Here is a 23,372-nt window from a genome sequence, read left to right as displayed (position 1 = left end):
CGCCGAACACTGCACCACCCACCCCCAACAGGACACAATTGCGCAGAAAGCCCCTACGACCCAGCGCAGCGCAATACACAAGCTTCCCCATGATCCCCAAACCCGTGCCATTTTCTTATGAATCCTAGTCACTTATCCGCGATGCGCTACCCTGCTCATCACGCCAACCGGCCTTTTCGTCCGGGCCGCTAGAGCCAGGCGAAGAACCACACCAGCAGCTCGCCGCAGAGGGCACCCACCAGCACCATCGGCAGCACCATCAGCTCGCGCTTGATGTTGAGGATTTCCAGCTTGCGGTTGACGTAGACGATCAGTACCAACGTCGGCAAGGCATGCAGCGCCACCCCCCAGATCGCCAGGCGCGGCCCGCCGATGTACAGCAACAGCGGCAGCAGCAGCCATAGCGAGACCACGCGGATGATGTTGTCCATGGCCTGGTACTTGGTGTGGCCCAGGGCGATCCAGATCTGGTGGGTCAAGGTGTAGCGCAGCATCAGGAACGACAGCGACAGGATCGCCAGCATCGAGCCTGCCTCGGCATAGCGTTCGTCGTACATCCAGCCGATCAGCAGCGGGCTGCCGGTCAGGAACAGCCCGCAGACGAACAGCATGACCAGGTCGACCAGCAGCTTGAAGCGGTCGTACAGGGTCCGCAGGCGGTGCTTGTCGCCGTCGCGGGTCGCCTCGCTGAACGCTGGCAAGGCCACTGCCCCGAACAGCTTCATCAGGCCGGTCTGGATCGAGCCGAGAATCAGCACGGCAATCGAATACACGCCCAGTTCCGTGACCGTCATGCTGGCGCCGAACCAGATCCGGTCGCCGTACATCGCCAGCACCCCAACGATGGAAGACAGCAGGATCCAGCGCCCGAAATTGACCAGTTCGGTCAGCGCGCTGCGGTCCCACTGCAGGCGATTGCCCGGCCCTTGCAAGGCGGTATGGCCGAGCACCGTGCCGGCCAGGGCGGCGACCACGCCGGCGGCAACCAGTGACCAGATGGAACGGGTGAACCAGCCGATCATCAGCATCACCACCAGGCCGATGACTTGCGACGCCAGGTCGATCAGCACCACCCGCTTCTGTTGGAAAGTTCGTACGGCGACGTCTATCTTGGTCGACTGGAAGCCCCAGATGATCGCCTGCAGGCCGGTTACCGCCAGCACCAGGGGCAGCTCGGGCGCAGCATAGGTGGACGCCGCGGGCCACAGGTCGGCCTGCTGGGCGACCCACGCGGCCACCGCCAGCAGCAGCGTCAGCCCGAACAGCAGCAGGCCGCGCAGAATCTGCACGGTCCAGGCGGTATTGAGGAACAGCGGGTCGTCGCCACGGGGGCTCTGGATGATGTTCTGGCGCAGGCCGACATCGGACAGCAGGTGCAGGAGGACCGAAACCGTGGTGGCGATGACCATCACCCCGAACATTTCCGGCAACAGCAGGCGTGCCATGATCAGGTTGCCGCCCAGACGCATGCCCTGCGAGGCCAGCAGGGAAACCAGGTTCCAGGCCCCGGCACCCATCGCTCGCTTGCGCAGACTCCCAGCTGCTGACACTTCAATCGACGGCATGATTTCAATCTCTGACTGAATAGCTAAACCTCACTATAGTTTCAATTAGCCATGACGCTAGCCGTCGTCCACCGACAGAATTCATAGGTGCCTGTAGCCCATGCCTGAACAATTTCGTGCGCTCGTCGTCATCCTGTTCGTCGCGAGCGTGGTGTTCTTCCTCGCGCGCCGGCCGGCCAGCGACCTGATTCCCGATCGCGACTTCAAGCGCCGGCGCAACCTGTGGCTGCTGATCACCCTGCTGGCGTTCTTTTCCTTCAGTTTCTGGGTCTACACCGCGGCGGCCATCGTCACCCTGCTGCTGGCCCGGCGCCGGGAACACAACCCCATGACGCTGTTCTTCATGCTGGTGTTCGCCATTCCGCCGGCGTCGGTGGATATTCCGGGCTTTGGCGTGATCAATTACCTGATCGAGCTCAACCACATCCGCATCCTCACCGTGTGCGTGCTGCTGCCCACGGCGCTGACCCTGAGCAAGCAGGGCGACACGGTGCGCTTCGGCCGCCTCTGGCCCGACAAGCTGCTGGCCGCAAGCCTGGTGCTGATGACCTTGCTCTACCTGCGCGAAACCACGGTCACCGATACCCTGCGCCAGGCCGTGTCGCTGTACATCGATGTGTTCCTGCCTTACTACGTCGCCAGCCGCGGGCTGAAGACCGTGCAGGACTTCAAGGACGCCCTGCTCGCCTTCGTCCTCGCCGCGTTCCTGCTGTCGATCATCGCGGTGGCCGAGTTCGCCCGTCACTGGCTGCTGTACAACGGCCTGATCAGTGCCATGGGGGTGAAATGGAGCATGTCCAGCTACCTCAGCCGCGGCGGCTCGCTGCGCGCCAGCGCCACCACCGGCCAGGCGATCGCCCTGGCCTACGTCATCAGCGTGGCGATCGGCATGTACCTGTTCGTGCAAGGCTACGTACGCAACCGCCTGCAGCGCTACATGGGCGCCCTGCTGCTGGCCGCCGGGCTGGTCGTGCCGCTGTCGCGCGGGCCATGGATCGGCGCGGGCCTGATCATCGGCGTGTTCATCGCCACCGGCAAGGGCGCGGTCAAGCGCCTGACGCTGCTGGCCTGCGCCGGCCTGCTGGCGTTGCCGCTACTGACCTTGTTGCCCGGCGGCGAAAAGGTGCTCGACCTGCTGCCATTCGTCGGCAACCTGGAAAAAGAGAACATCACCTACCGCCAACGACTGCTCGACAACGCCTGGATCACCATCCAGCGCAACCCACTGTTCGGCTCGTTCGACTTCCGCAACACCCCGGAGATGCAGTCGATGATCCAGGGCGAGGGCATCATCGACATCGTCAACAGCTACATCAGCCTGGCGCTGCGCTTCGGCCTGGTCGGGCTGGCGCTGTTCGTGGCGTTCTTCGCCAGCGTGCTGCTGTCGATGTACAAGGCCTTGCGGGCGTTCCCCGACAAGGAGGACGAGCACCGACGACTGGGGCGTGCTTTGCTGGCCACCCTGCTCGGCATCCTGATGATCATCTTCACCGTCAGCAGCATCACCGTCATCCCGGTGGTGTACTGGTCGGTGGGCGGCTTGTGCGTGGCCTATGTGCAGATGGTGCGCAGGCTCAGGGCCAGTGAAACCACCGTGCTGGGCACTTCCCAGCCCTCGAACCAGGTACTTTCATGACAGGGATTGGTCTGCGCCCGAAGGTCAGGGCATCGCTACTCATCGGCTTGTTGCTGTTTCCCGCGCTCGCCTGGTCCTCGGCATGGACCGTCAGCGTCGACGAACAGAACGGCCTGCCCAGCGTCACCCGCGGTGGCGGGCCGGCCATGCAGTCACGCTTCGATTTCTGGGGGCCCGACTGGAGCTGGACCGGCTTCGGCACGGCGTTCAAGGTCAACGCACCCTACAGCTACACCCTGAACGGCAAGAACCCGCAACTGGATTTCGAGCTGGCGGCAGACATCGGCAGGCCACAGCCGCAGACCCTGAGCTGGGCCTTCGACCTCACCGCCAAGAGCCTGCGCCGCGGCGTGATGGGTGGCGGCATGGTGTTCCGCTTCGACCCTGCCCTGTTCACCGCCGAGATGGGTGAGCCGCAGTTGTTGCCCGGCAACCGTGGCTGGACCTGGGGCAGTGCCACCCGGCGCATCGAACTGCGCTTCGAGCCGGCGCTGGCCAAGGTCTATTTCGAACGCGGCGACACCTCGGAAATCCGCGCGTTCTTCTATACCGACCCGATCGAGCCAGGCCGCCAACAGTTCAAGGCGACGCTGAACCTGACAGGTGACATCGAGGTCGGCCCGACCGCGACCGAACGCTTCGGCCTGGCAGATACCACGCGCTGGCCAGATGACCAGCTGGGCTGGCGCACTTCGCCAGTGGACTTGTCCTTCCTCAACGCTGCGGAAAAACCTGCAGGAAAGCGCGGGTTCGTCAAGGCCGTCGGCGAGCAGTTGCAGTTTGCCGACAACACGCCCGCCCGCTTCTGGGGTACCAACCTGTCGGCCTACGCCCTGTTCAACACCCCCGACGATGAAATCAAGCTACAGGCCAAGCGCCTTTCCGCGCTGGGGTTCAACCTGGTGCGGCTGCATCACCATGATTCGCCCTGGGTCAGCCCGAACATCTTTGGCGAGGTCAAGGCGCTGCGCGACACCCAGCAATTGAGCCCCGCCTCGCTGAAGAAGATCGACTGGTGGATCAAGTGCCTGAAGGACGAAGGTATCTACGTGTGGCTCGACCTGCACGTGGAGCGCATCGTCACCATCAATGACAACATCTATGCCTTCGACGAACTGGCCAAGGGTGAGCAGTATGCCGGGATCAAGGGCTATGCCTATGTGAACGTGGCCATCCAGCAGGCCATGAAACGCTTTGCCCAGCAGTACCTGACCCATGTCAATGCCTTCACTGGCCTGGCCTACAAGGACGACCCGGCCATCGCCGCCGTGCTGATCACCAACGAGAACGACGTGACCCAGCACTTCGGCAATGCCCTGCTCCCGGACAAGGGCGTGCCCAAGCACAACCGGCTGTTCATGGACCAGGCCAAAGCCTTCGCCGCACGCGCCAACTTGCCTGCGGACAAGACCTGGCGCGCCTGGGAGCCCGGCCCCGGCAAGCTGTTTCTCAACGACCTGGAGCACCGCTTCAACGTCGACATGATCGACCACCTGCACAGCCTGGGCGTGAAAGTGCCCATCGTCACCACCAGTACCTGGGGCGGCAACGGCCTTGCCGCGCTGCCGGCCCTGACTGCAGGCAACGTGATCGACGCCCACGGCTATGGTGGCAGCGGTCAGCTGGAGAAGAACCCGCTGACCAGCGACGGCATGATCAACTGGCTTGGCGCCGCTCAGGTGCTGGGCCTGCCGATGACCGTCACCGAGTGGAACGCCGAGCCCTTCCCCCTGCCCGACCGCCACTCCTTGCCGCTGTACGTGGCTGGCACCGCCGCCCACCAGGGTTGGGACGCGATCATGCAATACGCCTACAGCCAGCAAGCGTTCCTCGAAGGCTGGCGCCGGGCCGACAACTGGAATGCCTACAACGACCCGGCAATGATCGCCACACTCCCCGCCTCGGCGTTGCTCTACCGCCGTGAAGACGTGCAGCCGGCCAACACCCGCTACGTCTTCGCGCCCAGTGCCGAGACCCTGTTCAACCGGGCCATCACCCCCGGCAACTCGGTGCTGCTGCGTACCGCCATGGAAAAGGGCCGGCTGCAGATCGCCCTGCCGCAGACCGCGCAACTGCCGTGGTTGCAGGCGGCTGCCATTCCCGCTGATGCGCACGTGTTCAACGACCCGGACCAGTCGGTGCTGGACGCCAATGCCAGCGAATCGACCAGCGATACCGGCGAGCTCAAACGCAACTGGCAACAAGGCCTCTACACCATCGACACCGCGCTGACCCAAGCCGCCACTGGCTGGCTCGGTGGCCAGTCGGTGCAACTGGGCGATGTCGCCGTGCAGCTGAAGACCCACTATGCAAGCGTGGTGGTGCAAAGCCTGGACGCCAAACCGTTGAACCAGTCGCACAGCCTGCTGATTTCCCTCGGCAGCCGTGCCGTGCCACGGCCCGACGACATGACGCCATTCCATGTCGAGCCACTCGAAGGCACCGTGAGCATCCAGGCGCCAAAAGGCCTGAAGCTCTACAGCCGCCGCACCGATGGCAGCGAGCAGACCCTGGCTTCGACCTACAAGGACGGGCGCTACCTGATCACCTTCGACGGCCAGACCATGGCCAACTGGCTGTTCTTGAAATAGCCATCTAGAGTCAATTCAGACCTGTAATCCAGGCATTCGACGCTGCGTCTGTTCCAGGAGGATTGGATGAAGTACTTGGTTGTCGGCGGTGCAGGTTATATCGGCTCGCACATGGTCAAGCACCTGGTGGCTGACGGACATAACGTGGTGGTCGCCGATATCGAGGCCCCGGCGCCTGATATCGAATGGGTCGAACTGAATATCGCCGATGCCGGTGCCCTGGACAGGTTGTTTGCGGATTACCACTTCGACGCCGTGTTTCACTTCGCGTCTTTCATCCAGGTGGGCGAGTCGGTCAGCGACCCTGGCAAGTATTACCAGAACAATGTCGCGGCCACACTGACCTTGCTCCAGGCCATGGTCCGGGCCGATATCAAGCAACTGATCTTCTCCTCCAGCGCCGCCGTGTATGGCGACCCGCAGTATGTCCCCATCGATGAGCAACACCCCAAGGCGCCCATCAACCCCTATGGGCGCAGCAAGTGGATGGTCGAGCAGATACTCGAAGACTTCGACCGCGCCTATGGCTTGAGGTCGGTGTGCTTGCGCTATTTCAATGCGGCGGGGGCTGACCCTGAGGGGTTGCTAGGGGAATGCCATGAGCCGGAAACACATCTGATCCCGCTGATCCTTCAGGCAGCGTCCGGGCGGCGTGAGGCAGTCACCGTGTTCGGCCACGACTATGACACGCCGGATGGCAGCTGCGTGCGTGACTATGTGCATGTGGCGGACCTTGCTTCGGCGCATGCACTGGCCGTGAAGTACCTGCACGAGAGGGGTGCCAGCACGGCATTCAACCTGGGCAATGGGCTGGGGTTCTCGGTGCAGGAAGTGATCGATACCGCGCGGGCGGTGACGGAGCGGCCAATCTCTGTGATCGAGGCCGCACGTCGAGAAGGTGACCCGGCGAGGCTGGTCGCGGATGCCGAGCGGGCGAAAACCATCCTCGGCTGGACGCCGCAGTTTGCACGGCTGGAAGACATTGTCGGGCATGCCTGGAACTGGGAACGCGCGTATCCGTGGCGGCGTTGAGCATGCTTACGGATGCATGATCGGGTCGGCCCCAATCGCCGGCAAGCCGGCGATCGGGCCTCGCGGGCGGCGCGGTTTAGTAGTAAGTCCGCGGCTGCTCATCCGCCTTGTTCAGCACCGCCCCGACCAGATTGGCGTTGGCCAGGTGATACAGGCAATCCTCGATGTCCTTCTTGCTGTTCATGCCGTTTGCCACTACCAGCAGCACACAATCGAGCTTCGGCAGCACGGTCATTGCGTCATCGGAGCTGAGTAACGGTGGCAGGTCGAAAATGCAGATGCGCGACTCGTAGCGGTCGCGCAGTTCGGTGATCATGTCGTCGACCTTGGGCGAGGACAACATTTCGGTGGACATCGGGATCGGTTCGCGGGTCGGCAGCACCACAAAGCGGGGCAGCGTCGGGTTGACCAGCGCCTCTTCCAGCCACGCCTTGCCGCTGAGCACATCGTTCAGCGCCTTGTCCATCGGCAAGCCCAGGGTACTGCCGACCCGCGGCCGACGCAGATCGAAGTCCACCAGCAAAGCGGTCTTGGTGGTGTGGTGGGCAATGCTCATGGCCAGGTTCACTGCGAGCACGGTCTTGCCGGCCTCGGGGGTCGGCGAGGTGATCCCCAGGGTGCGCCAACCGTTTTCGTCCATGGTCTTGAGCACTTGCGTGCGCAACAAGTCGATGGCTGCGCTCATGTTCGAATTCTTGTTGTACGACACAATCCGATTGCGCTCCAGGTGATCCGCGCGCAGCGGGACCACTTTGGTCCGCACATAATCGAACTCGCCTGGAAGTGCGGACTTTTCCGCCAGCATCGGCGCTTTCGGTGTTTCCACTGACGTGGGTGCAATCTGGTGAAGGTTCTTTCCAATAGCGGGCGTAATTCTGTCCATCGCTGCGTTCCCTATTCAAACCGCGCCATAGCTTTAAACAGCAGGACGTCCAACGGCATGTAGAAGACATGGACGACCACCATCAGCATAGCCACCAGGACCAAACCGGCGACGATAAGCATCATCAGCCATTTTCGCCGCCTGGCCCTGTCGGCCTGGGTCGCGATATACGGCACCGCCACCAGCACCCGCTTGCCCAACACGCTTTCCAGCGCGCCGACGCCGCGCACACGCTGGTTGAGCATCTCCAGCAACATCACCAGCCCACCACCCACGGTCGGTGCCAGCACCAGGCCCAGGGCGACGATTTTCTTGCGGTTGGGCTTGACCGGTTTTTCCGGCATCAGCGGCGGCTCAAGCAGCACGAAGCGCTCGGCCTTGTTTTCCTGCTCCAGGCTTTCGGTGATCTTCGCGCCCATTTCCTTGTTGCGGATTTCTTCATACTTCTTGCGCGCGTTGTCGTGGTCGCGCATCAAGGTGATCAGGCCGCGCTCCACCTGTGGTGCCTCGAGGATGTCGGCCTCGTAGGCTTCCATCTTGGTGGTCAGCTGACGCTTCTGCTCAGCCAGCGAGGCGATGCGCGATTGCGCCGCTGCCATCTTGGTCCGCACCCGGGCTGCATCGAGGTTCAGCGATGCCGCCGCAGCGATGCCCTTCTCGCCCGAGGCCTGCAGCACTTCGATCTTGCGCTTGACCGCCTGCACGTCCGGGTGCGCTTCCTTGTACTTGGTCATCAGCCGGGCGTACTCGGCCTTGAGGCTCGCCAGGTCCTGCGGCTGGTCGGCCGTTGTCGGCTTGCCATTGGCAGCCTGGCTGCTCACACCTGCAGAGGCAGCCGACAGTTCCAGCTCGAGGTAACGCAGTTCTTCCTGGGCCGATTTGTAATCGCGATCGACTTCGCGAAACTCCAGTTCCGCACGCGACAGCATGCTCATGCGCAGTTGCTGGTTTTCCGGCAAGGCATTGGCATGGGTCTGCTTGAAGTCGGCCAGCTGGTTTTCCAGGTCGGCCAACTCCGCACCCAGCTTGTTGGCTTCCTGGGAGAGAAACTCCGTGGTCTCGGTGGCGCGTTCGGTACGCTGCTTGATGTTTTCATTGAGGAACAGTGTCACCAGTTCGTCGGCCACTTCCTTGGCGACTTCCGGGCGCTTGTCCTCGTAGGACACGGTGAAGGCCACGGTCGCTTCGCCCCGCCCCTTGATGAAGGTGCTGAGCGTGGCCACCACGATCGCATTGCGCATCTGCTCGATCTTGTCGGTTTGGCTGAACTGCCGGCCCTTGTCGGCGAACAGGCCGTACTTGTCGATGATCCGCAGCAGGTTCTCGCGGGTCATGACGCGTTGGCGAATGACCTCGATGCGCTCGTCGGCAAAGCTGTTGTTGCCCGCCGACACCAGGTCCGGGGAGATCTGCTGCGATTCCACCAGGATGGTGCCGGTCGATTGGTAGAGGGGCGGCACGCTGAGCGCGACGCCCACGGTCGCCGCCAGCACGACTACGATACTCACCCCCAGCAACAAGGCGCGGTCCTTGATGATGGCGATGTAGTCTTTGAGGGAAAGCTCGTACTCGGATTTCATCAGTGGCCACCCTTGCGAAAGTCAGATGTCGGGATATCGGTATGTCAGCGTCATTCCAACAATCGTTGCTTCAGCATCTGGCAAGCCATCTTGCTGACGCTCCTTGTACATCAACGAGAACCGCATGTCCCAGGCCCGCGAGAGCTCGCGGCTGGCCCACACGCTGTAGGTCTGCAGGGTATTGGGCGTTTCGCCCTTGGCGTCCTGCCAAGTAGCCTCGACCCCCACCCGGCTGGTTTCGGTGACCAGGTAGCTCCAGCCACCGCGCACCATGTCCAGTTCAGCGAAACCGCCCTCGGCGCTGGCCACTGTGCTGCGATCGGCGCTAAGGCTGGCCTCGGCACGCGCACCGCGATAGAACAGCGACGCCCCCCCTTCACCGCGGCGCCCACCACCGGAGCCTGTGGTTTTGTTGACGCCGATATGCGCGGCACCTTCCAGGCGTTCGGAAAACAGGTGCTTGATGCCGAGGCTGGGCACGTAACTGTTGCTGGCGATCGCCGTGGTGGTGTCCTGGGGCTCGTAACGCCGGGCCTCCAGGCCAGTGATCAGGTCGGTGCGCTCGCTCCAGGCGTAGGTCCAGCTCGAATAGTTGGAGTACTCGTCGTAGCCGGTCAGGGTGTCGATGTCGTAGCGGGCATGGTTGTAGCGGGTTTCGTTGGCCAGGGTGCTGCGCTCGGTCACCGCGCTGCTCCAGTTGGCCGTCAGCGAGGACATCTTCTGCGTGCCGTCGGTGGTCACCACGCCGGTATCGAGCACCGTGCCGGACAGCGTCGAGCTTTCGTTGTACTGCGCCAGCAGGCCAAAGCCACCGGTTTCGGTCTGGCGCTGCCAGCCCAGGCTCAGGTTGGGGTCTTCACGGTCGTCGACCACCGAGCGGTCGGAAGAACGCAATAGATGCATCCCCAGGCCCAGGCGCAACTGGTCGCGGTCGAACTGACCGATCAGGTTGTAGTCAGGTGCAATGATGGTACGCGTCACACCTTTCTCCTCGGACGTCAGGAGCAATGGGTTACTGTCGTACTCGACAGTCGTCGGGACCACGACTGTAGACTGCCAATTGGCGGCATTAACCACCCCTGCGAGCGGCATCATCATGATTGCTGCTGCAACACGCTTTGGTCGAAAAATAGGCACTAGAAATTCTTAATTGTTAGAAGTGTCAAGGTACGACCAGCGTATCGCCAGCCTGCAGTTGGAAGTTGGTGGACATGTCACGCCCGGAAACCAGGTCGTTGTAACGTACCGGCATCACTTTTTGGCCGCGGATCACCTTGATGGCACTTTCGTCGGCGAATTTGTCCATTCCACCCGACATGCTCAGGGCCTGCAGTACTGCGGTAGGACCGGTCATCGAGACCGGGCCGGGCTTGATCACCTTGCCTTGAACGTACACCAGATTGCCGGCTGTGCCGGTCACGACAACACTGACGTTCGGGTCGGCGAGGTAGGGTTTCAAGCCTTGGGTGACCTTGTTGGCGACTGCGGTCACGTCGAGACCGGCCACATCGATGCGGCCCGCCAGGGGGAAGGTGATGCTGCCGTCGGGAAGGACAACGGTTTCCTGGCGCAGGGTGTCTTCCTGCCACACGGAAATCAGGACTTTGTCGCCGGGGCTGAGCAGGTACGCTTTGTCATCGGCAACGCTCGCGCCAGACCAGGCGAGCAGAACGCAGAACATGGAAATCAGCAAACGCGCCATGAGGGATCCCTCCGGCCAAACGGCCCGGGTTAAGAGCACTGAATGAGAACAACTGCAAACCTCTCGCTCCACGACGCAGCCTCGAACCCGCTGCGCTGGCCTGCCAATCCTGGAGGCCCATTACCGCGATGCCGCTTTGCCTGCCCTTGCTGCCCATCGCCCCCATGGGGCGCTGGCTAGTGGAATATAGCAATGGTTGGAAAATTGACAAGTGAGCTGCCAGGTCCCAAACCCCAAAACCTCTGGTACTGCGTCAAGTTGCTGGCATTGCGGTAATAAATACAAACTTCTGGACTACCAACGGGATGAAACCTTAGATCTTCTTTCTATTGGCTACCGCCACGAAGCCAATGACTGCAAAGGTAAAAAGCCAACCTGCGGTAGTTAAAGGAACAATATTCGACTGGTTCATGTATGAATCAGCTGCTCGTGCTGCACCGCTCAGTAACACCAACAAGAAAATCGATTTGATGAACAAGGTCGAGCGCATGTTCCCCTCCAGAAAAGAGGACAGTGACTGTGGATTTGTCAGAAGATTTGACTGCTGGTGATTGGAGCTTATGGGCACAATGACACTACGTCAATGATCCGACACCATAATAAAATTCAATGACCCGCCTCACTGTTCGTCAATTTACTGCCACCCAGAAATTGCAGTTGAGACTTCACTATATAACCAACGAGCAAGTATTTGAAATTGAGCGATATTGCATTTTCAATCTCGCCGTTTCTCGAAGGTGCTGAAAGTCTGCAAAACCGTTTTTCAGCCGCATGGAACTGTTTCACCGGCGAGAACAGGTACGAATCATTGCGTTTCCCAAACCGTTCATGACGGCAGAAGGTCTAGCGTACGTTCGACTTCATCGATGTCGACGGTAAAACCGTCGCCCTGGGGCATACCGACAACGAATGCAAAATGCTGGCCATCACGATCCGTGAGGTACTTGTAGTAGCTGACGAAACGGTTCGGCGGCTGCAACACCAGCAGATTGCCGCCGGTTTGCAACACGTTGACGCCATGGACCAACTGGCTGCCTTCCACCCCGATCACCGTCCTGGCCCCTGCACAGGCCGCCACGATGCTCGGCACATCCGATTGCATCGGGTTGATCACCCGAAAACCGCGGTGCTTTCGCAGGTGCTCGGCGATTTCAAGCTCATTGCGCAACAGACGCAGGTCGCCGTCACTTCCACGCAGGATGAACACGCCTGGGTGCGGTGTTGCATCCACATGCGACAAGAGTTTGTCACCCATGGCACGGTAACGCAGGTGCCGACTGCGGTTGTTGCTGACATCATCGAACAGCACCAGCTCATGGAAGAAGGCGCTGCGCAAGCGCAAGGGCTGCATGCCCAGCCACTGCTCATAGGCCGGCCCCTGGGTGAACAGCGGGTAGCGTGCCGAGGGCGCGGTGGTAATCGGCACTCCCTCGTTGCAGGCCAAGGCATAGGTTGGACAGTCTTCCATCAACCAGGTGCCGAACCAGGTATTGCCGTTTTGCGTGCAGTAGGCGGCGCCACGCTCAATTTCATGCTCGACGACGATACTCGGGAAATTGCTGGGCTTGAGTGACAGCCAATGGCTGGCATTGCCCTTGTAGAGTGCGCCATCGATCAGCCAGACGTCCTTGAACAGATGACCCCGAGTCGGCCCCTGCTCCATCTGGATACCGCCCTCCATGGTCCGCGCCGGATGCACGTACGGGAAGAAGCGCTTGGCCTCCCAGCCGGTAACCCGTGCCAGCTGATCGGGCAGGTAGATGGCTGGCGGTGACACGGTAGTTTCCCCAGGTGCGATATCCCAAGTTGTTTCGGCGAAGTTTTTGAGATCGATATCGGCTTTGCGCAACAGCCGCTTTCGCGCCATGTGCCGGTAGGCCGCCAACGTCCAGGCATGATCGCTGGCTACCGGATGATCACTGAGTTTCGAGATATCGCTTTGCATGAAGCGGCCTCCTCGGGGCACAGGACAAGGATCTGCAGCAAAGGGACTGTTACCGGCCTGGCGGATCTGCTCAGCTGGACGCCACGCGCTCCAGCTGGGGCGGTGACTTGAACGTGGCATAGCGCGTGCGCAAGGTTTCCAGGAACGACTCCCCGGCACTTTTGGCGCCATACAGGTAGATCTTGTGCAACCCGCCAAAGACCATTTCGTGATAACGGCTGGCCACTTCTTCATCCGTGGCGCCGTCAGGAAGGCCCAGGTGCAACGTCAATTTATTGCCCTCCATGGCAAACAGCGGTGTGTCCCAGAGAAATTGCGCTGTGCCGGTTCGGGGCAGGCGCACGAACATATAGGCGTGATTGCCCAACGAGTCGATATCGCCGCCGCGCCGGCGCTTCCACTTGAGCAAGCCGTCATCCGGCCGCGCCAGGCACAGGCCGATGTCGTAATAGTCGTAGCCATTCTGCAGGGCCCACTCCAATGCCATGAAGGTGGTGATGGAGTTGACTTCACGCAGTCGCTTGGCGTCGGAAAACACCGCTTCGCAGTAACCGAAACGCAGGGTGCTCCAGTAGCGCTTGCCGCCACGGGTGATCTCGCAGCCCAAATGGCAGGCCACCACTTCACCGTTCAAGCTGATCAGGTCAAGCCGGCCCACGCCCTTGGCCAGCCTGAACACCTCCTCGGTAGCAAACTGCGCAGCATGGATGCCCTGGCGGGCGGTGGCATAGGGCCGCAGCAACTCACGGTCGGCCATGGCGATTTCATCGTCGTCAAAGGTCTGTCGCATCTCGTACAGCGGTCGGTTCTTGCGAATGCTGCGACGCAATTCGCTGTCATAGCGCCCGGTGATATCGTCCAGCGAACGCCCCAGCGGCACCACTGCACTCAGGTAATGGGGCACCGACAGTGCGCCGGCGCTGGGCATTTCGCTGACCACCACCACATGGTTCTGGCCAGCCGCAGGCGCCGGCTCCTGCGGCTGCCCGGCATCGCGAGGCGCCTTGCCGCCAATCAGCAGCTTGGCCATTTCGCGCTGCTGCTTCCTGCCGATATAGAGGATTTCGTAAGGGCTGGCCTGCTGCAGCTTGAAGCGGGCGATCTCCCAGCGCCAGAAACAGGCACGACCGGCCATGTCCCGTAACGTGCTTGAAACGGTTCTGATTTCATAGCGCAGGGAGGGCGAGATGAGTTTGCGGGCCACTGCCTTGAGTTGCGTTTTCATGCTTCTTCGACGTCCTTTGTAGATTCCTTGGCCTGGGCGGAGAAAACGATGTCATTTACTTAAGACAGTTGCATAAGTTACTGATAAAAATGAAATAACTTTCAGCGATCACTCTTACATTAAGTAACAATTTAAGATGGTGGTTTGCTGCTTGGCAAGCGGCATTTTGCTAGCACCCTGCCTTGTTTTATGACGTCAAACTTGCGGACACGAGCGTTTTATCCATTCATTTATTCAATTGATAAATATCTACTGCGCCTGAGACATGACTTCAGGGCCTCCTGCGAGTCCATTTCAGCAGGAGCCGTGCCATGTCCCCTCTCAATCCGCATCATCACTTGATTGCAGAACAACTGCCTGCCTGGTCCACCCATGCCACTACCGAACAATGGCGCGCCTTGCGCGAAAGTCTCCTGCCTGATCAGGGCCTTGCCGACGCACAAGCGCCCTGGTTCGCCAATGCCGCCCCCGACTTGCGTGAGGCCGTGCTCACCCGTCAGCAGCGGCTGCACCGCGCTCAAAACGCGTTGGCCGTTACACTCAAAGACCTGCGCAACATTGGCGAGTTCGCGGAAGAACTGCTGATGCACGCCATGCAGACCCAACACGGGCTATCGGTCCCCTTGCGCACTACCGAACTGGTGCAGGTCCACCATCTGTTCACGTTCGGCACCTATGTCACCGAGCACAAGACGGTGAGCCTGCTTGAAGCCGCCCTGCACAACTTCGAAGACGCCACGGCGTTCGGTCGCGACAGCGCATTGGCGCTGGCAGGAAAGGCACAATTCACCCCCACCACCGTGGTCGGCCAGACCACCCTGGGTGACAGTGACACACACGTCGATATCGACTTGCCTTCCGAAACGTTCGTGATCGAACCGCTTGACCTGTCCCCCGAGGCGTTCGCCAGCACTTGTCGGCAACTGGACATCGGCCGGCGCTATCAGCAGCACCTGCAGGTGTGCTTCGACACCCATTCGCAGACGGTGGGCGCCGCCTTCATCGCCGTCCAGCGCGAGCAACTGCAGCTGGCAGCCGATCTGGCCTTTGTGCGTAACGATATCGACGGCCTGGCACAAGATGTCATCGCCGCGCTGGTAGCCGACGAACCGGTGCCTTGCTGGCAGCCGTCACTATTCGGCATCCCGTTGCATGAAGTGCTGGTCATCAACGACCGGCGCGGCAGCCTGCTGTTCTACAACCCCGGCGGCGAGCGAAGCCTGCTGCAGTTCGATGGCGCTGAACCCCTTCGCCAGCATCTGGCTGCACGGTTGTTGCAGCCCATCCATCGCAGCGCCTTCCTGCGCCATGTGGCCAAGGATCAGCACTACCGCTTCCTCGACCTGCTGCAGCAGAACATCGATGGCGACGACATCGACCTGCACTTGAGCCTGACCGCGCTGGATTCGGCGCTGTTCCCCTGGCTCTATGCCGAGCATGTCCGCCGCCTGAAGGCGGAAGCTGCCCTGCTGGCCGTGCCCACGGCACAGGTCGACGAGCAGGCTCGCCAGCGTCGCGTTGCCCAGTGGCAGAGCCTGGGCATGGACACTTTGATGCTCGCCGGCTTCTTCATCCCCGGCCTTGGCACCTGCATGACGGCGGTCATGGTGTGCCAGCTGCTGGGCGAGGTCTATGAAGGTTACGAGGCCTGGAGCATCGGCGATCACCATCTGGCCTTGCGGCACCTGGAGTCCGTGGGCCTCAACCTCGCCTTGCTGGGCGGCTTGCACATGGCCGGCCAGGCACTACCCAGGTTGTTCAGCAGCCCATTGATGGAAAAGCTCAATCCGGTGCAACTGACAGATGGCAGCAAGCGACTCTGGGACGCGGACCTTTCCGGTTACGCAAGCGCCGTCCAGCTCCCCGCGGAGCTTGCAGCTGACAGCACGGGCCAGTTTCTGCATGAGGGCGCACGGTACGTGCGCATGAGGGATGAGCTGTTCGAGGTGCGCTGGGACGACAATACCCAGCGCTGGCGCATCGTCCACCCGCACAACCCGAAGGCCTACCCGCCGCTGCTCGAACACAATGGCCAAGGTGCCTGGCGCGAAGAACACGAAGTGCCACAGGCCTGGTCCGACAGCCAGGCAGTGCGGCGCCTGGGGCTGGACACGGCGGCACTGGATGACACCGCGCTACGGCAAGCGCTGATCATCAGCGGCGTGGATCGCGCACAGTTGCAGGCAGTCCACCTGGCGGGGGCCGCCACGCCTCCCCTGCTGACCGAAACCTTGCAGCGCATGGCATTGGCCAGGCGCCTGCCGGAGCTGTCAGCCACGCAACGGGATAGCCTTCTATCGCCGTTGACAATAGCGGCTGAACCAGCCGGGCATGAGCGTTTGCTGGCCAGGGCGCTGGAGGGCCTCTATGAACCCGGCCTGGGAAGCATCGACAGCGACCGTTTGCTGCTCGTCTGCATGCAGCGGCTGGGCCAATGGCCCAGTGAGCTTCACCTGGAGATTCGTGCCGCCAGCCCTGACGGCGAGTTGCTGGCCAGTCTCGGCGACCCGCGGGCCGGCCGGCGCGTGCTGCTGCTCAAATCAAGCCAAGGCTACGAAGTGTATCGAGCTGAACGCCCCGCACCCGGCCCCGTGTTCGCCGACCGCTACCAGGCTTTGTATGCCGCTGTGCCAGCGCAGCTCAGGCAATCCTGGGGCGACCTCGACCTACTGCGCGAACGGGTGCAGGGACTGGCTGCAAGCGAGCGACGGTTCTGGCCCTATCGCCTGTGGGGGCCGACCGCCAGCCGCACGGCGCCGCGGCTCAGACTGCGCGGCGGAGCGCCGCTGGACCCGTTGCCGCCACCTTCACCGTTCTTCAATGACTCGGTGCCAGCACGGTTGCGCAGGCTGTACCCGTCCATCTCACCGGAACAGGTCGACCAACTGCGCCGTGGCTGGCAACACGCCATGCGCTCGCCGGAACTGGAACTGCAAATACGCGAGAACGCCTTGCAAGCATTTCGCACTCATCTGGAGCGTTGGGCTGCCGGCACCGCGCGTCGGCAACGGGCCAGTACCGCCATACTCAACAGCTGGCGGTACAATTCGATACTGCGCCTGCCCAATGGCGAGCACATTCCGAACCTGGACCTGGCTGGCCTCGGGCTTGAAAACCTCGATCTGGCCACACTGAGACTGCCCAACGGCCTGGAACATGTGATCGAGCTGGACCTTGGCGGCAATGCCACCTTGAGCGAGTTGCCAGGGCATTGGCTCGACGGTCTGCCCAACCTGCGTAGGCTGATCCTGGGTCGCTGCGCCTTCGAGCGTCTGCCACAGCTTGCCGAACCCGGCCAACTGACCTGGCTGGACATGGAGCACAACCGTATTTCATGGGATGCCCATGCCCAGGCGACACTGGAGCAGATGACCTCGCTGCAGGTGCTGGACTTGTCACTGAATCGGCTGGTCAACGCACCCGACATGACCAGGATGAGCACGATCAGGTCGTTGTTCATGGTCGAGTGCGGCCTTTCGGAGCTGCCAAACGGGCTGGAGCGTCTCGCCTCTCCCAGGGTCATCGATCTGTCGGACAACCTTTTCGTGCGACTGCCCGCAGGGTTCGTATTGCCCACCGCGACCGCCAATGCCCTGAGCTTGGAAAGCGAAACCCTGGGCCTGCCGATCCGCGAACAGATCGAGGATTACTACCAGCTTCATGGCGCCGATCTGCTGGTTTCGGACTTCGAGTACGAACCCTTGCTACTGGACGCCAGCACCGCCCAGTTACAGCTATGGTCGCGCGTACCGCTGCACTACCGCCGCGAACTGCGCCTGCTGATCGACGACGTTGCCGAACGTGACGATGTCGCTGCTGGCTATCAGGAAATCTGGTCAGCGCTCGAGCGCATGAATGAAGACGCCGAGTTCCGCGAGCGGGCGCTGGCCACGTCGGCCTCGCTGTTGCTGGATCTCTGAAGGCTCACGCACCGACCTGGCCGCCCTGCTCGCGGCGGGCCGCCAGCCAGCGCGCGAGGTCCGCCGCCGGCATCGGCCGGGCCAGCAGGAAGCCCTGGCCCTGGTCGCAGCCGGCATTGCGCAGGAAGTCGTACTGGGCCTGGGTTTCGATACCCTCGGCGGTGATGCGAAAGCCCAGCGCATGTCCCAGGTCGATGATCGCCCTGGCGACCGCCACGGCATCGTCGTCGTCCGGCAAGTCCTTGATGAAGGCGCGGTCGATCTTCAAGTGATCGATCGGCAAGGCCCGCAGGTAGGCCAGGGACGAGTAGCCGGTGCCAAAGTCGTCCACCGCCGTGGTCACGCCCATGGCCTGCAACTGGGCCAGCACCGCGCAGGCCTGTTGCTGGCTTTCCATCAGCAGGCTTTCGGTAATTTCCACCTCCAGGAGCTTGGGCGGCAGGTCGTGACGCTCCAGGGCCTGGGCCAGGCTCGAGACATAATCGCTGCGTTCGATCTGCAGCGCCGCCACGTTGATCGCCAGCGGCCCGGGAATGCGGTCCTGGTCACGCCAGACCGCCATCTGCGCGCACGCCAGCTCCAGCACTCGCTCGCCCAGCGGAATGATCAGGCCGGTGCGCTCGGCCAGCGGAATGAACTCGCCAGGCGGTATCAGCCCATGAACCGGGTCGCGCCAGCGCAGCAGCGCCTCCACGCCTTCCAGGCAGCCGCTGAACAGGTCGACCTTGGGTTGGTACCACAGCTCGAATTCGTTCGCCTGCAACGCCCGGCGCAGGTTGCGTTCCAGGTCCAGGCGCTGCTGCAGGCGTGCGGTCATGTCGGCATGATACGGGCGCCAGGTATTGCGACCGCTTTCCTTGGCCACATACATGGCGGTGTCGGCGTGACGCAGCAGGCTGTCGACGTCCGCCCCGTGCTGGGGGCACCAGGCCAGGCCGATGCTGCCGGTGACCAGCGCGGCATTGCCGTTGAGGTCGAATGGCCGCTGCAGGCAGCGCAGCAGGCCGGCCAGTTGGTGGTTCACCTGGCCTTGGGTGCCGCGCAGCATGAACACGAATTCGTCGCCCCCCAGGCGACATACCCGGTCTGGGCTGTCGAGCTCCTGCAGGAAACGCGCAGTGGCTTGCTGCAGCAACAGGTCGCCCATGGCATGGCCGAGGCTGTCGTTGACCTGCTTGAAGCCATCGATGTCCAGCAACAGTACCGCCAACCCGTCGCCCTTGAGGACAGCCTCGGCCAGCTGCCGCTGGAACAACACCCGGTTGGGCAGACCGGTGATGGTGTCGTAATGGGCCAGGCGTTCCAGCTGCGCCTGAGAGCGGCGCAATTCGCGGTTGCGCTGCTGCAACTGGCGTTGCTTGCGATGGGTCTGGGTGAGAAACAGGCAGGTCAGGCCGGTGCAGGCCAGGGCGAACCAAAACACCGGCGAGGCGAACGCATTGGCCGGCAGGCCATCCGTTGGCCGCTGCACAGCCAGCCGCCCAAGCCACGCAGAGACGCCAATACCCACCACGGCGAATCCGACTGGCAGCCAGCGGCAAAAGGCTTGGCGCAGCGTGCCGACGGTCGGTTCCTGCGCTTCTGGAAAGGGGGATTTGGACGGGATCATAAGCCTGCGAACGCGGTCGATTGCTTCTGTATCGGCGCAGGGCCGGCAATGTTGAGCCAGACTGGTATTTTTCTTTGGCCAGGTGCATGCTCGAAGCTGAAGCGATTCACCTACCCAGACTTGCGAGGTGCGGCACCCATGGATTCCCTGCTCGATTCGCTGTTTCCCAGCCCTGACGACATCCCCGAAGCGTGGCACCTCGACGCTCCCCTGGAGCAACGTGATTACCTGGTCAACGGTGAACTCAGGCGCTGGGACGGGCCGTTGGCCACGGTGCGCAGCCCGGTGTGGCTCAAGCACGCCGACGGTGAGCGCCAAGTGATCCTCGGCAGCGCCCCGCTGCTCGACGCCGACACCGCCCTTACCGCACTCGACGCCGCCGTGCAGGCCTACGACAAGGGCCGTGGCCAATGGCCGAACATGCGCGTGGCCGAGCGTATCCAGCATGTGGAGGCGTTCCTCGCGCGCATGCGCGAACAACGCACTGCCGTGGTCAAGCTGCTGATGTGGGAGATCGGCAAGAACCTCAAGGATTCGGAAAAGGAATTCGACCGCACCTGCGACTACATCGTCGACACCATCAACGCCCTCAAGGACCTCGACCGTCGCTCCAGCCGCTTCGAGCTCGAACAAGGCACCCTCGGCCAGATCCGCCGGGCGCCGCTGGGCGTGGCGCTGTGCATGGGCCCCTACAACTACCCGCTGAACGAGACCTTCACCACGCTGATCCCGGCGCTGATCATGGGCAATACGGTGGTATTCAAGCCGGCCAAGTTCGGCGTGCTGCTGATCCGGCCGCTGCTCGAAGCCTTCCGCGACAGCTTCCCGCCAGGGGTGATCAACGTCATCTATGGGCGTGGCCGAGAGACCGTCAGCGCATTGATGGCCAGCGGCAACGTCGACGTATTCGCCTTCATCGGCACGCACAAGGCCGCCAGCGACCTGAAGAAGCTGCACCCGCGCCCCCACCGCCTGCGTGCGGCCTTGGGCCTGGATGCCAAGAACCCCGGCATCGTGCTGCCGCAGGTAGACCTGGACAACGCGGTCGAAGAGGCCGTGACCGGCGCGCTGTCGTTCAACGGCCAGCGCTGCACCGCACTGAAGATCCTGTTCGTGCATGAAGACGTGGTCGAGCCGTTCATCGACAAGTTCCAGCGCAAGCTCGCCGCACTCAAGCCAGGCATGCCCTGGGAGCCCGGCGTCGCCCTGACCCCGCTGCCGGAACCCGGCAAGGTCGACTACCTCGACCAGTTGGTGGCCGACGCCACCGCCAAGGGTGCCCGCGTGCTCAATGAAGGCGGCGGGCTCAGCCGCGGCTCGTTCTTCTACCCGGCGCTGCTGTACCCGGTGAACCGCGACATGCGCGTGTACCACGAGGAACAGTTCGGCCCGGTGGTGCCCGTGGTGCCCTACCGCGACCTGCAGACCGTGATCGACTACGTGCTCGACTCCGACTACGGCCAGCAATTGAGCCTGTTCGGCAACGACCCGGCCACCATCGGCAGCCTGGTCGACATCTTCGCCAACCAGGTCGGCCGCATCAACCTCAATGCCCAGTGCCAGCGTGGCCCCGACACCTACCCGTTCAACGGCCGCAAGAACAGCGCCGAGGGCACGCTGTCGGTGCATGACGCCTTGCGCGTGTTCTCGATCCGCACCTTGGTGGCGACCCGCTTCCAGGACGCCAACAAGACGCTGATCAGCGAGATCATCCGCAATCGGCAGTCGAGCTTCCTCACTACCGATTACATCTTCTGAAGGCCTGGGGTTTATAGACAATCGGTCTAGCCGGCTCGTCGATCTTTCATCCCTGCAAACGACTCTATGCAAAAGGGGCGCGTGGAGTGCCCCTTGCAACCGAAGTCATACAGGAGCAACGAACATGGCAGTCAAACCCATTCCCGAAGGCCAGCACAGCATCACCCCCTACCTGGCCATCAAGGACGCCGCCAAGGCCATCGAGTTCTACAAGAAAGCCTTTGGCGCGCAGGAGATGTTCCGCCTCGAAGGCCCGGACGGCCGCGTCGGCCATGCCGAACTCAGGATCGGCGATTCGTCGCTGATGCTTGCCGACCCCTGCGACAACATGGAAGGCGGCCTCACCGCCAGCCAGAAGCTCGACGGCGCTGCGGTAGGCCTGCACTTGTATGTCGAGGACTGCGACAAGGTCTACGCCCAGGCCCTTGCCGCCGGCGCCACCCAGTTGCACGAGGTCAAAGACCAGTTCTACGGCGACCGCAGCGGCACGCTGAAAGACCCGTTCGGCAATCTGTGGTTCGTCTCCACTCACAAGGAAGACCTCAGCCCCGAGGAGATTCGCGCCCGCGCCGCGAAGATGTTCGGCGGCAACTGAACGCCAGGTTGAAAGCGACGCGGCTTTGCCCGAAGCTTGGGGCTCGTAGCTTGGAGCTGCCTCATGCGAATCATCGACAAAACCGCCGCGCAGGTGCGCAGCCTGACACCGGCCGAAGAGGAGCTGCTGGCGGGTTTCGCCAGCGGTAGCCTCGCCGGCCCCCGCCTGTTGCAGGCCAACCAGCTGCTGATGAAGGTGCGCAGCGCCAACCAGTGGCTGGCTTGCGATTGCCGCAAGGATGCGCTGCCGGTGCTCAATGTCACCCTCAACGGCAACACCGGCACGCTGTTTCTCAAGAACAACCCCGGCACCGCCGAACATGCACCCGGCTGCCCGTTCACCAAGGACGAACGCGAGGCTGCCGAGCGCGAGGCCGAGCCCGTCACGCCCGCCGCCTGGCTGGCACCGGATACGCCACTGCGCCTGATCGGTGATTTTCGCAAGGCCAGCGAAGGCGATGGTGGCAGCGGCGACGCCAGCGAGCGGCGCGAACAGCAGCGCCTGCTCTCGCTGCTGCTGACCTGGATCGAGACCAGCGGCCTGAACCTGTATGCCACACACCTGAAAAAGGACCTCACCGTCCAGTTCGCCGAACTGCGCAGTGTCGCCAGCCGCTACCCGTTGCTCGAGCGGGTGCCGGCCAGCAACTACCTGGAAACCCGGCTGGACATGAAGCACATGATGATGCTCAAGGCGCGCCTGCGCGAGGCCACGGTGTTCGGCAACCACCGCCGCCACGGGCTGATGCTCGACTGCGTCGATCAAGTGCGCGGGCGCAAGCTGTTCAACAACCGCAGCGAGGATGGCTTCGACTTCCAGGGCCATCATCTGTACTGGGGTGGCAGCCGCGCGTCCGGGCCCCTGCTGGCTTTGGCACTGTACTCCCCGGCCACGGCAGGCAGCCATTTCTATGAGCTGATCCACGTGGCCAGCGTACCGGTGCTGTCGCGTTCACATATGTTCCCGGTCTATCGCGACGAAGAGCGCGAGCCGCTCAAGGCGTTGGTCTCGTTGATCGACTGGATGGCCGGCAAGGGCGTGAAAGTGCAGATGCGCCGGCCCGTGATCGGTGGCCAAGTGATGGATGAACTGGTGTTGACGTCGGATCAGGATCGGGTGTTGTCGGTGTCGTTGCTGGAGCAACCGCTCGGGCCGGAACCGGATGCGGAAAATTTCAAGCGCTATGCCGACTTCAAGAGCCTGGAGACCTTCCGCAAGTATGTGGCGGGGTTCTTCATGCGTGAGCGCTGAAGGTGATGGGGGCGAAGTGCATGTCTTGAGGATAACGGTGGTTTTGAGATCGAGCGCCGCCCGCGCGGCGCATCGCGAGC

Annotated in this window: 16 protein-coding genes; 7 read left to right on the top strand and 9 right to left on the bottom strand. The window is 62.4% G+C overall.

Annotated features, from left to right (window positions below):
• Positions 1-188: 188 nt before the first annotated feature.
• On the bottom strand, positions 189-1,565 hold the full coding sequence (locus PPL01S_RS17640; protein ID WP_028625366.1) for an oligosaccharide flippase family protein: 1,377 nt from the start codon (positions 1,563-1,565) through the stop codon (positions 189-191).
• A 100-nt stretch (positions 1,566-1,665) separates the two neighbouring features.
• Between PPL01S_RS17640 and PPL01S_RS17635 the strand changes: the two genes are divergently transcribed.
• From PPL01S_RS17635 to galE, 3 genes are all read left to right on the top strand, one after another.
• The gene (locus tag PPL01S_RS17635) at positions 1,666-3,201 is read left to right on the top strand and encodes an O-antigen ligase family protein (RefSeq protein WP_016394736.1); all 1,536 of its coding nucleotides are present in this window, start codon (positions 1,666-1,668) and stop codon (positions 3,199-3,201) included.
• Positions 3,198-5,792 (top strand): glycosyl hydrolase family 5, encoded by a 2,595-nt coding sequence (locus PPL01S_RS17630; protein WP_028625365.1) that lies wholly within the window; start codon positions 3,198-3,200, stop codon positions 5,790-5,792. Before PPL01S_RS17635 ends, PPL01S_RS17630 begins: the two co-directional genes overlap by 4 nt.
• Before the next feature lie 66 nt (positions 5,793-5,858).
• Positions 5,859-6,824: a UDP-glucose 4-epimerase GalE gene (gene galE, locus PPL01S_RS17625; protein WP_028625364.1), complete on the top strand. Its 966-nt coding sequence runs from the start codon at positions 5,859-5,861 to the stop codon at positions 6,822-6,824.
• A gap of 76 nt (positions 6,825-6,900) precedes the next feature.
• Here the strand turns inward: galE and PPL01S_RS17620 are convergent, their stop codons facing one another.
• The 7 genes from PPL01S_RS17620 to PPL01S_RS17595 all read right to left on the bottom strand — a co-directional run bounded on the left by PPL01S_RS17620 (position 6,901) and on the right by PPL01S_RS17595 (position 14,159).
• Positions 6,901-7,707, bottom strand: coding sequence for a CpsD/CapB family tyrosine-protein kinase (locus tag PPL01S_RS17620; RefSeq protein ID WP_028625363.1), 807 nt, complete (start codon positions 7,705-7,707; stop codon positions 6,901-6,903).
• 11 nt (positions 7,708-7,718) lie between these two features.
• A complete protein-coding gene (locus tag PPL01S_RS17615) occupies positions 7,719-9,287 on the bottom strand; it encodes a GumC family protein (protein WP_028625362.1) in 1,569 nt (522 codons plus the stop codon).
• Positions 9,288-9,308: 21 nt separating this feature from the next.
• Positions 9,309-10,385, bottom strand: coding sequence for a hypothetical protein (locus tag PPL01S_RS17610; protein ID WP_100933417.1), 1,077 nt, complete (start codon positions 10,383-10,385; stop codon positions 9,309-9,311).
• Positions 10,386-10,449: 64 nt separating this feature from the next.
• Entirely contained in the window at positions 10,450-10,989 is a 540-nt protein-coding gene (locus tag PPL01S_RS17605) for a polysaccharide biosynthesis/export family protein (protein WP_016394742.1), read from the bottom strand.
• A gap of 313 nt (positions 10,990-11,302) precedes the next feature.
• Complete coding sequence (gene eppA, locus PPL01S_RS25420) at positions 11,303-11,479, bottom strand: EPS-associated small membrane protein EppA (RefSeq protein WP_016394743.1); 177 nt, start codon at positions 11,477-11,479, stop codon at positions 11,303-11,305.
• Between the two features lie 336 nt (positions 11,480-11,815).
• Positions 11,816-12,934, bottom strand: coding sequence for a glycosyltransferase 61 family protein (locus PPL01S_RS17600; protein ID WP_016394744.1), 1,119 nt, complete (start codon positions 12,932-12,934; stop codon positions 11,816-11,818).
• 70 nt (positions 12,935-13,004) lie between these two features.
• Entirely contained in the window at positions 13,005-14,159 is a 1,155-nt protein-coding gene (locus PPL01S_RS17595) for a GNAT family N-acetyltransferase (RefSeq protein WP_016394745.1), read from the bottom strand.
• A 311-nt stretch (positions 14,160-14,470) separates the two neighbouring features.
• Between PPL01S_RS17595 and PPL01S_RS17590 the strand changes: the two genes are divergently transcribed.
• Entirely contained in the window at positions 14,471-18,079 is a 3,609-nt protein-coding gene (locus PPL01S_RS17590) for a dermonecrotic toxin domain-containing protein (protein WP_028625360.1), read from the top strand.
• A gap of 4 nt (positions 18,080-18,083) precedes the next feature.
• On the opposite strand, the gene PPL01S_RS17585 is transcribed toward PPL01S_RS17590, so the two are convergent.
• The gene (locus tag PPL01S_RS17585; RefSeq protein ID WP_415639458.1) at positions 18,084-19,550 is read right to left on the bottom strand and encodes a putative bifunctional diguanylate cyclase/phosphodiesterase; all 1,467 of its coding nucleotides are present in this window, start codon (positions 19,548-19,550) and stop codon (positions 18,084-18,086) included.
• A 276-nt stretch (positions 19,551-19,826) separates the two neighbouring features.
• On the opposite strand from PPL01S_RS17585, the gene PPL01S_RS17580 reads away from it, so the two are divergent.
• The 3 genes from PPL01S_RS17580 (at position 19,827) to PPL01S_RS17570 (ending at position 23,292) form a co-directional block, all read left to right on the top strand.
• Positions 19,827-21,446 carry an NADP-dependent glyceraldehyde-3-phosphate dehydrogenase gene (locus PPL01S_RS17580; protein ID WP_016394748.1) on the top strand — a complete coding sequence of 540 codons (1,620 nt, stop codon included), beginning with the start codon at positions 19,827-19,829 and terminating at the stop codon, positions 21,444-21,446.
• A 124-nt stretch (positions 21,447-21,570) separates the two neighbouring features.
• On the top strand, positions 21,571-22,041 hold the full coding sequence (locus tag PPL01S_RS17575; RefSeq protein ID WP_016394749.1) for a VOC family protein: 471 nt from the start codon (positions 21,571-21,573) through the stop codon (positions 22,039-22,041).
• A 63-nt stretch (positions 22,042-22,104) separates the two neighbouring features.
• Positions 22,105-23,292 (top strand): DUF8534 domain-containing protein, encoded by a 1,188-nt coding sequence (locus PPL01S_RS17570; protein ID WP_016394750.1) that lies wholly within the window; start codon positions 22,105-22,107, stop codon positions 23,290-23,292.
• Positions 23,293-23,372 lie beyond the last annotated feature (80 nt).

Source organism: Pseudomonas plecoglossicida NBRC 103162 = DSM 15088 (assembly GCF_000730665.1).
In the GTDB taxonomy this organism is placed as follows: Bacteria; Pseudomonadota; Gammaproteobacteria; order Pseudomonadales; family Pseudomonadaceae; genus Aquipseudomonas; species Aquipseudomonas plecoglossicida.
The sequence above is the reverse complement of the archived record's forward strand: the minus strand, read 5'-3'. Positions and strand labels throughout refer to the sequence as shown.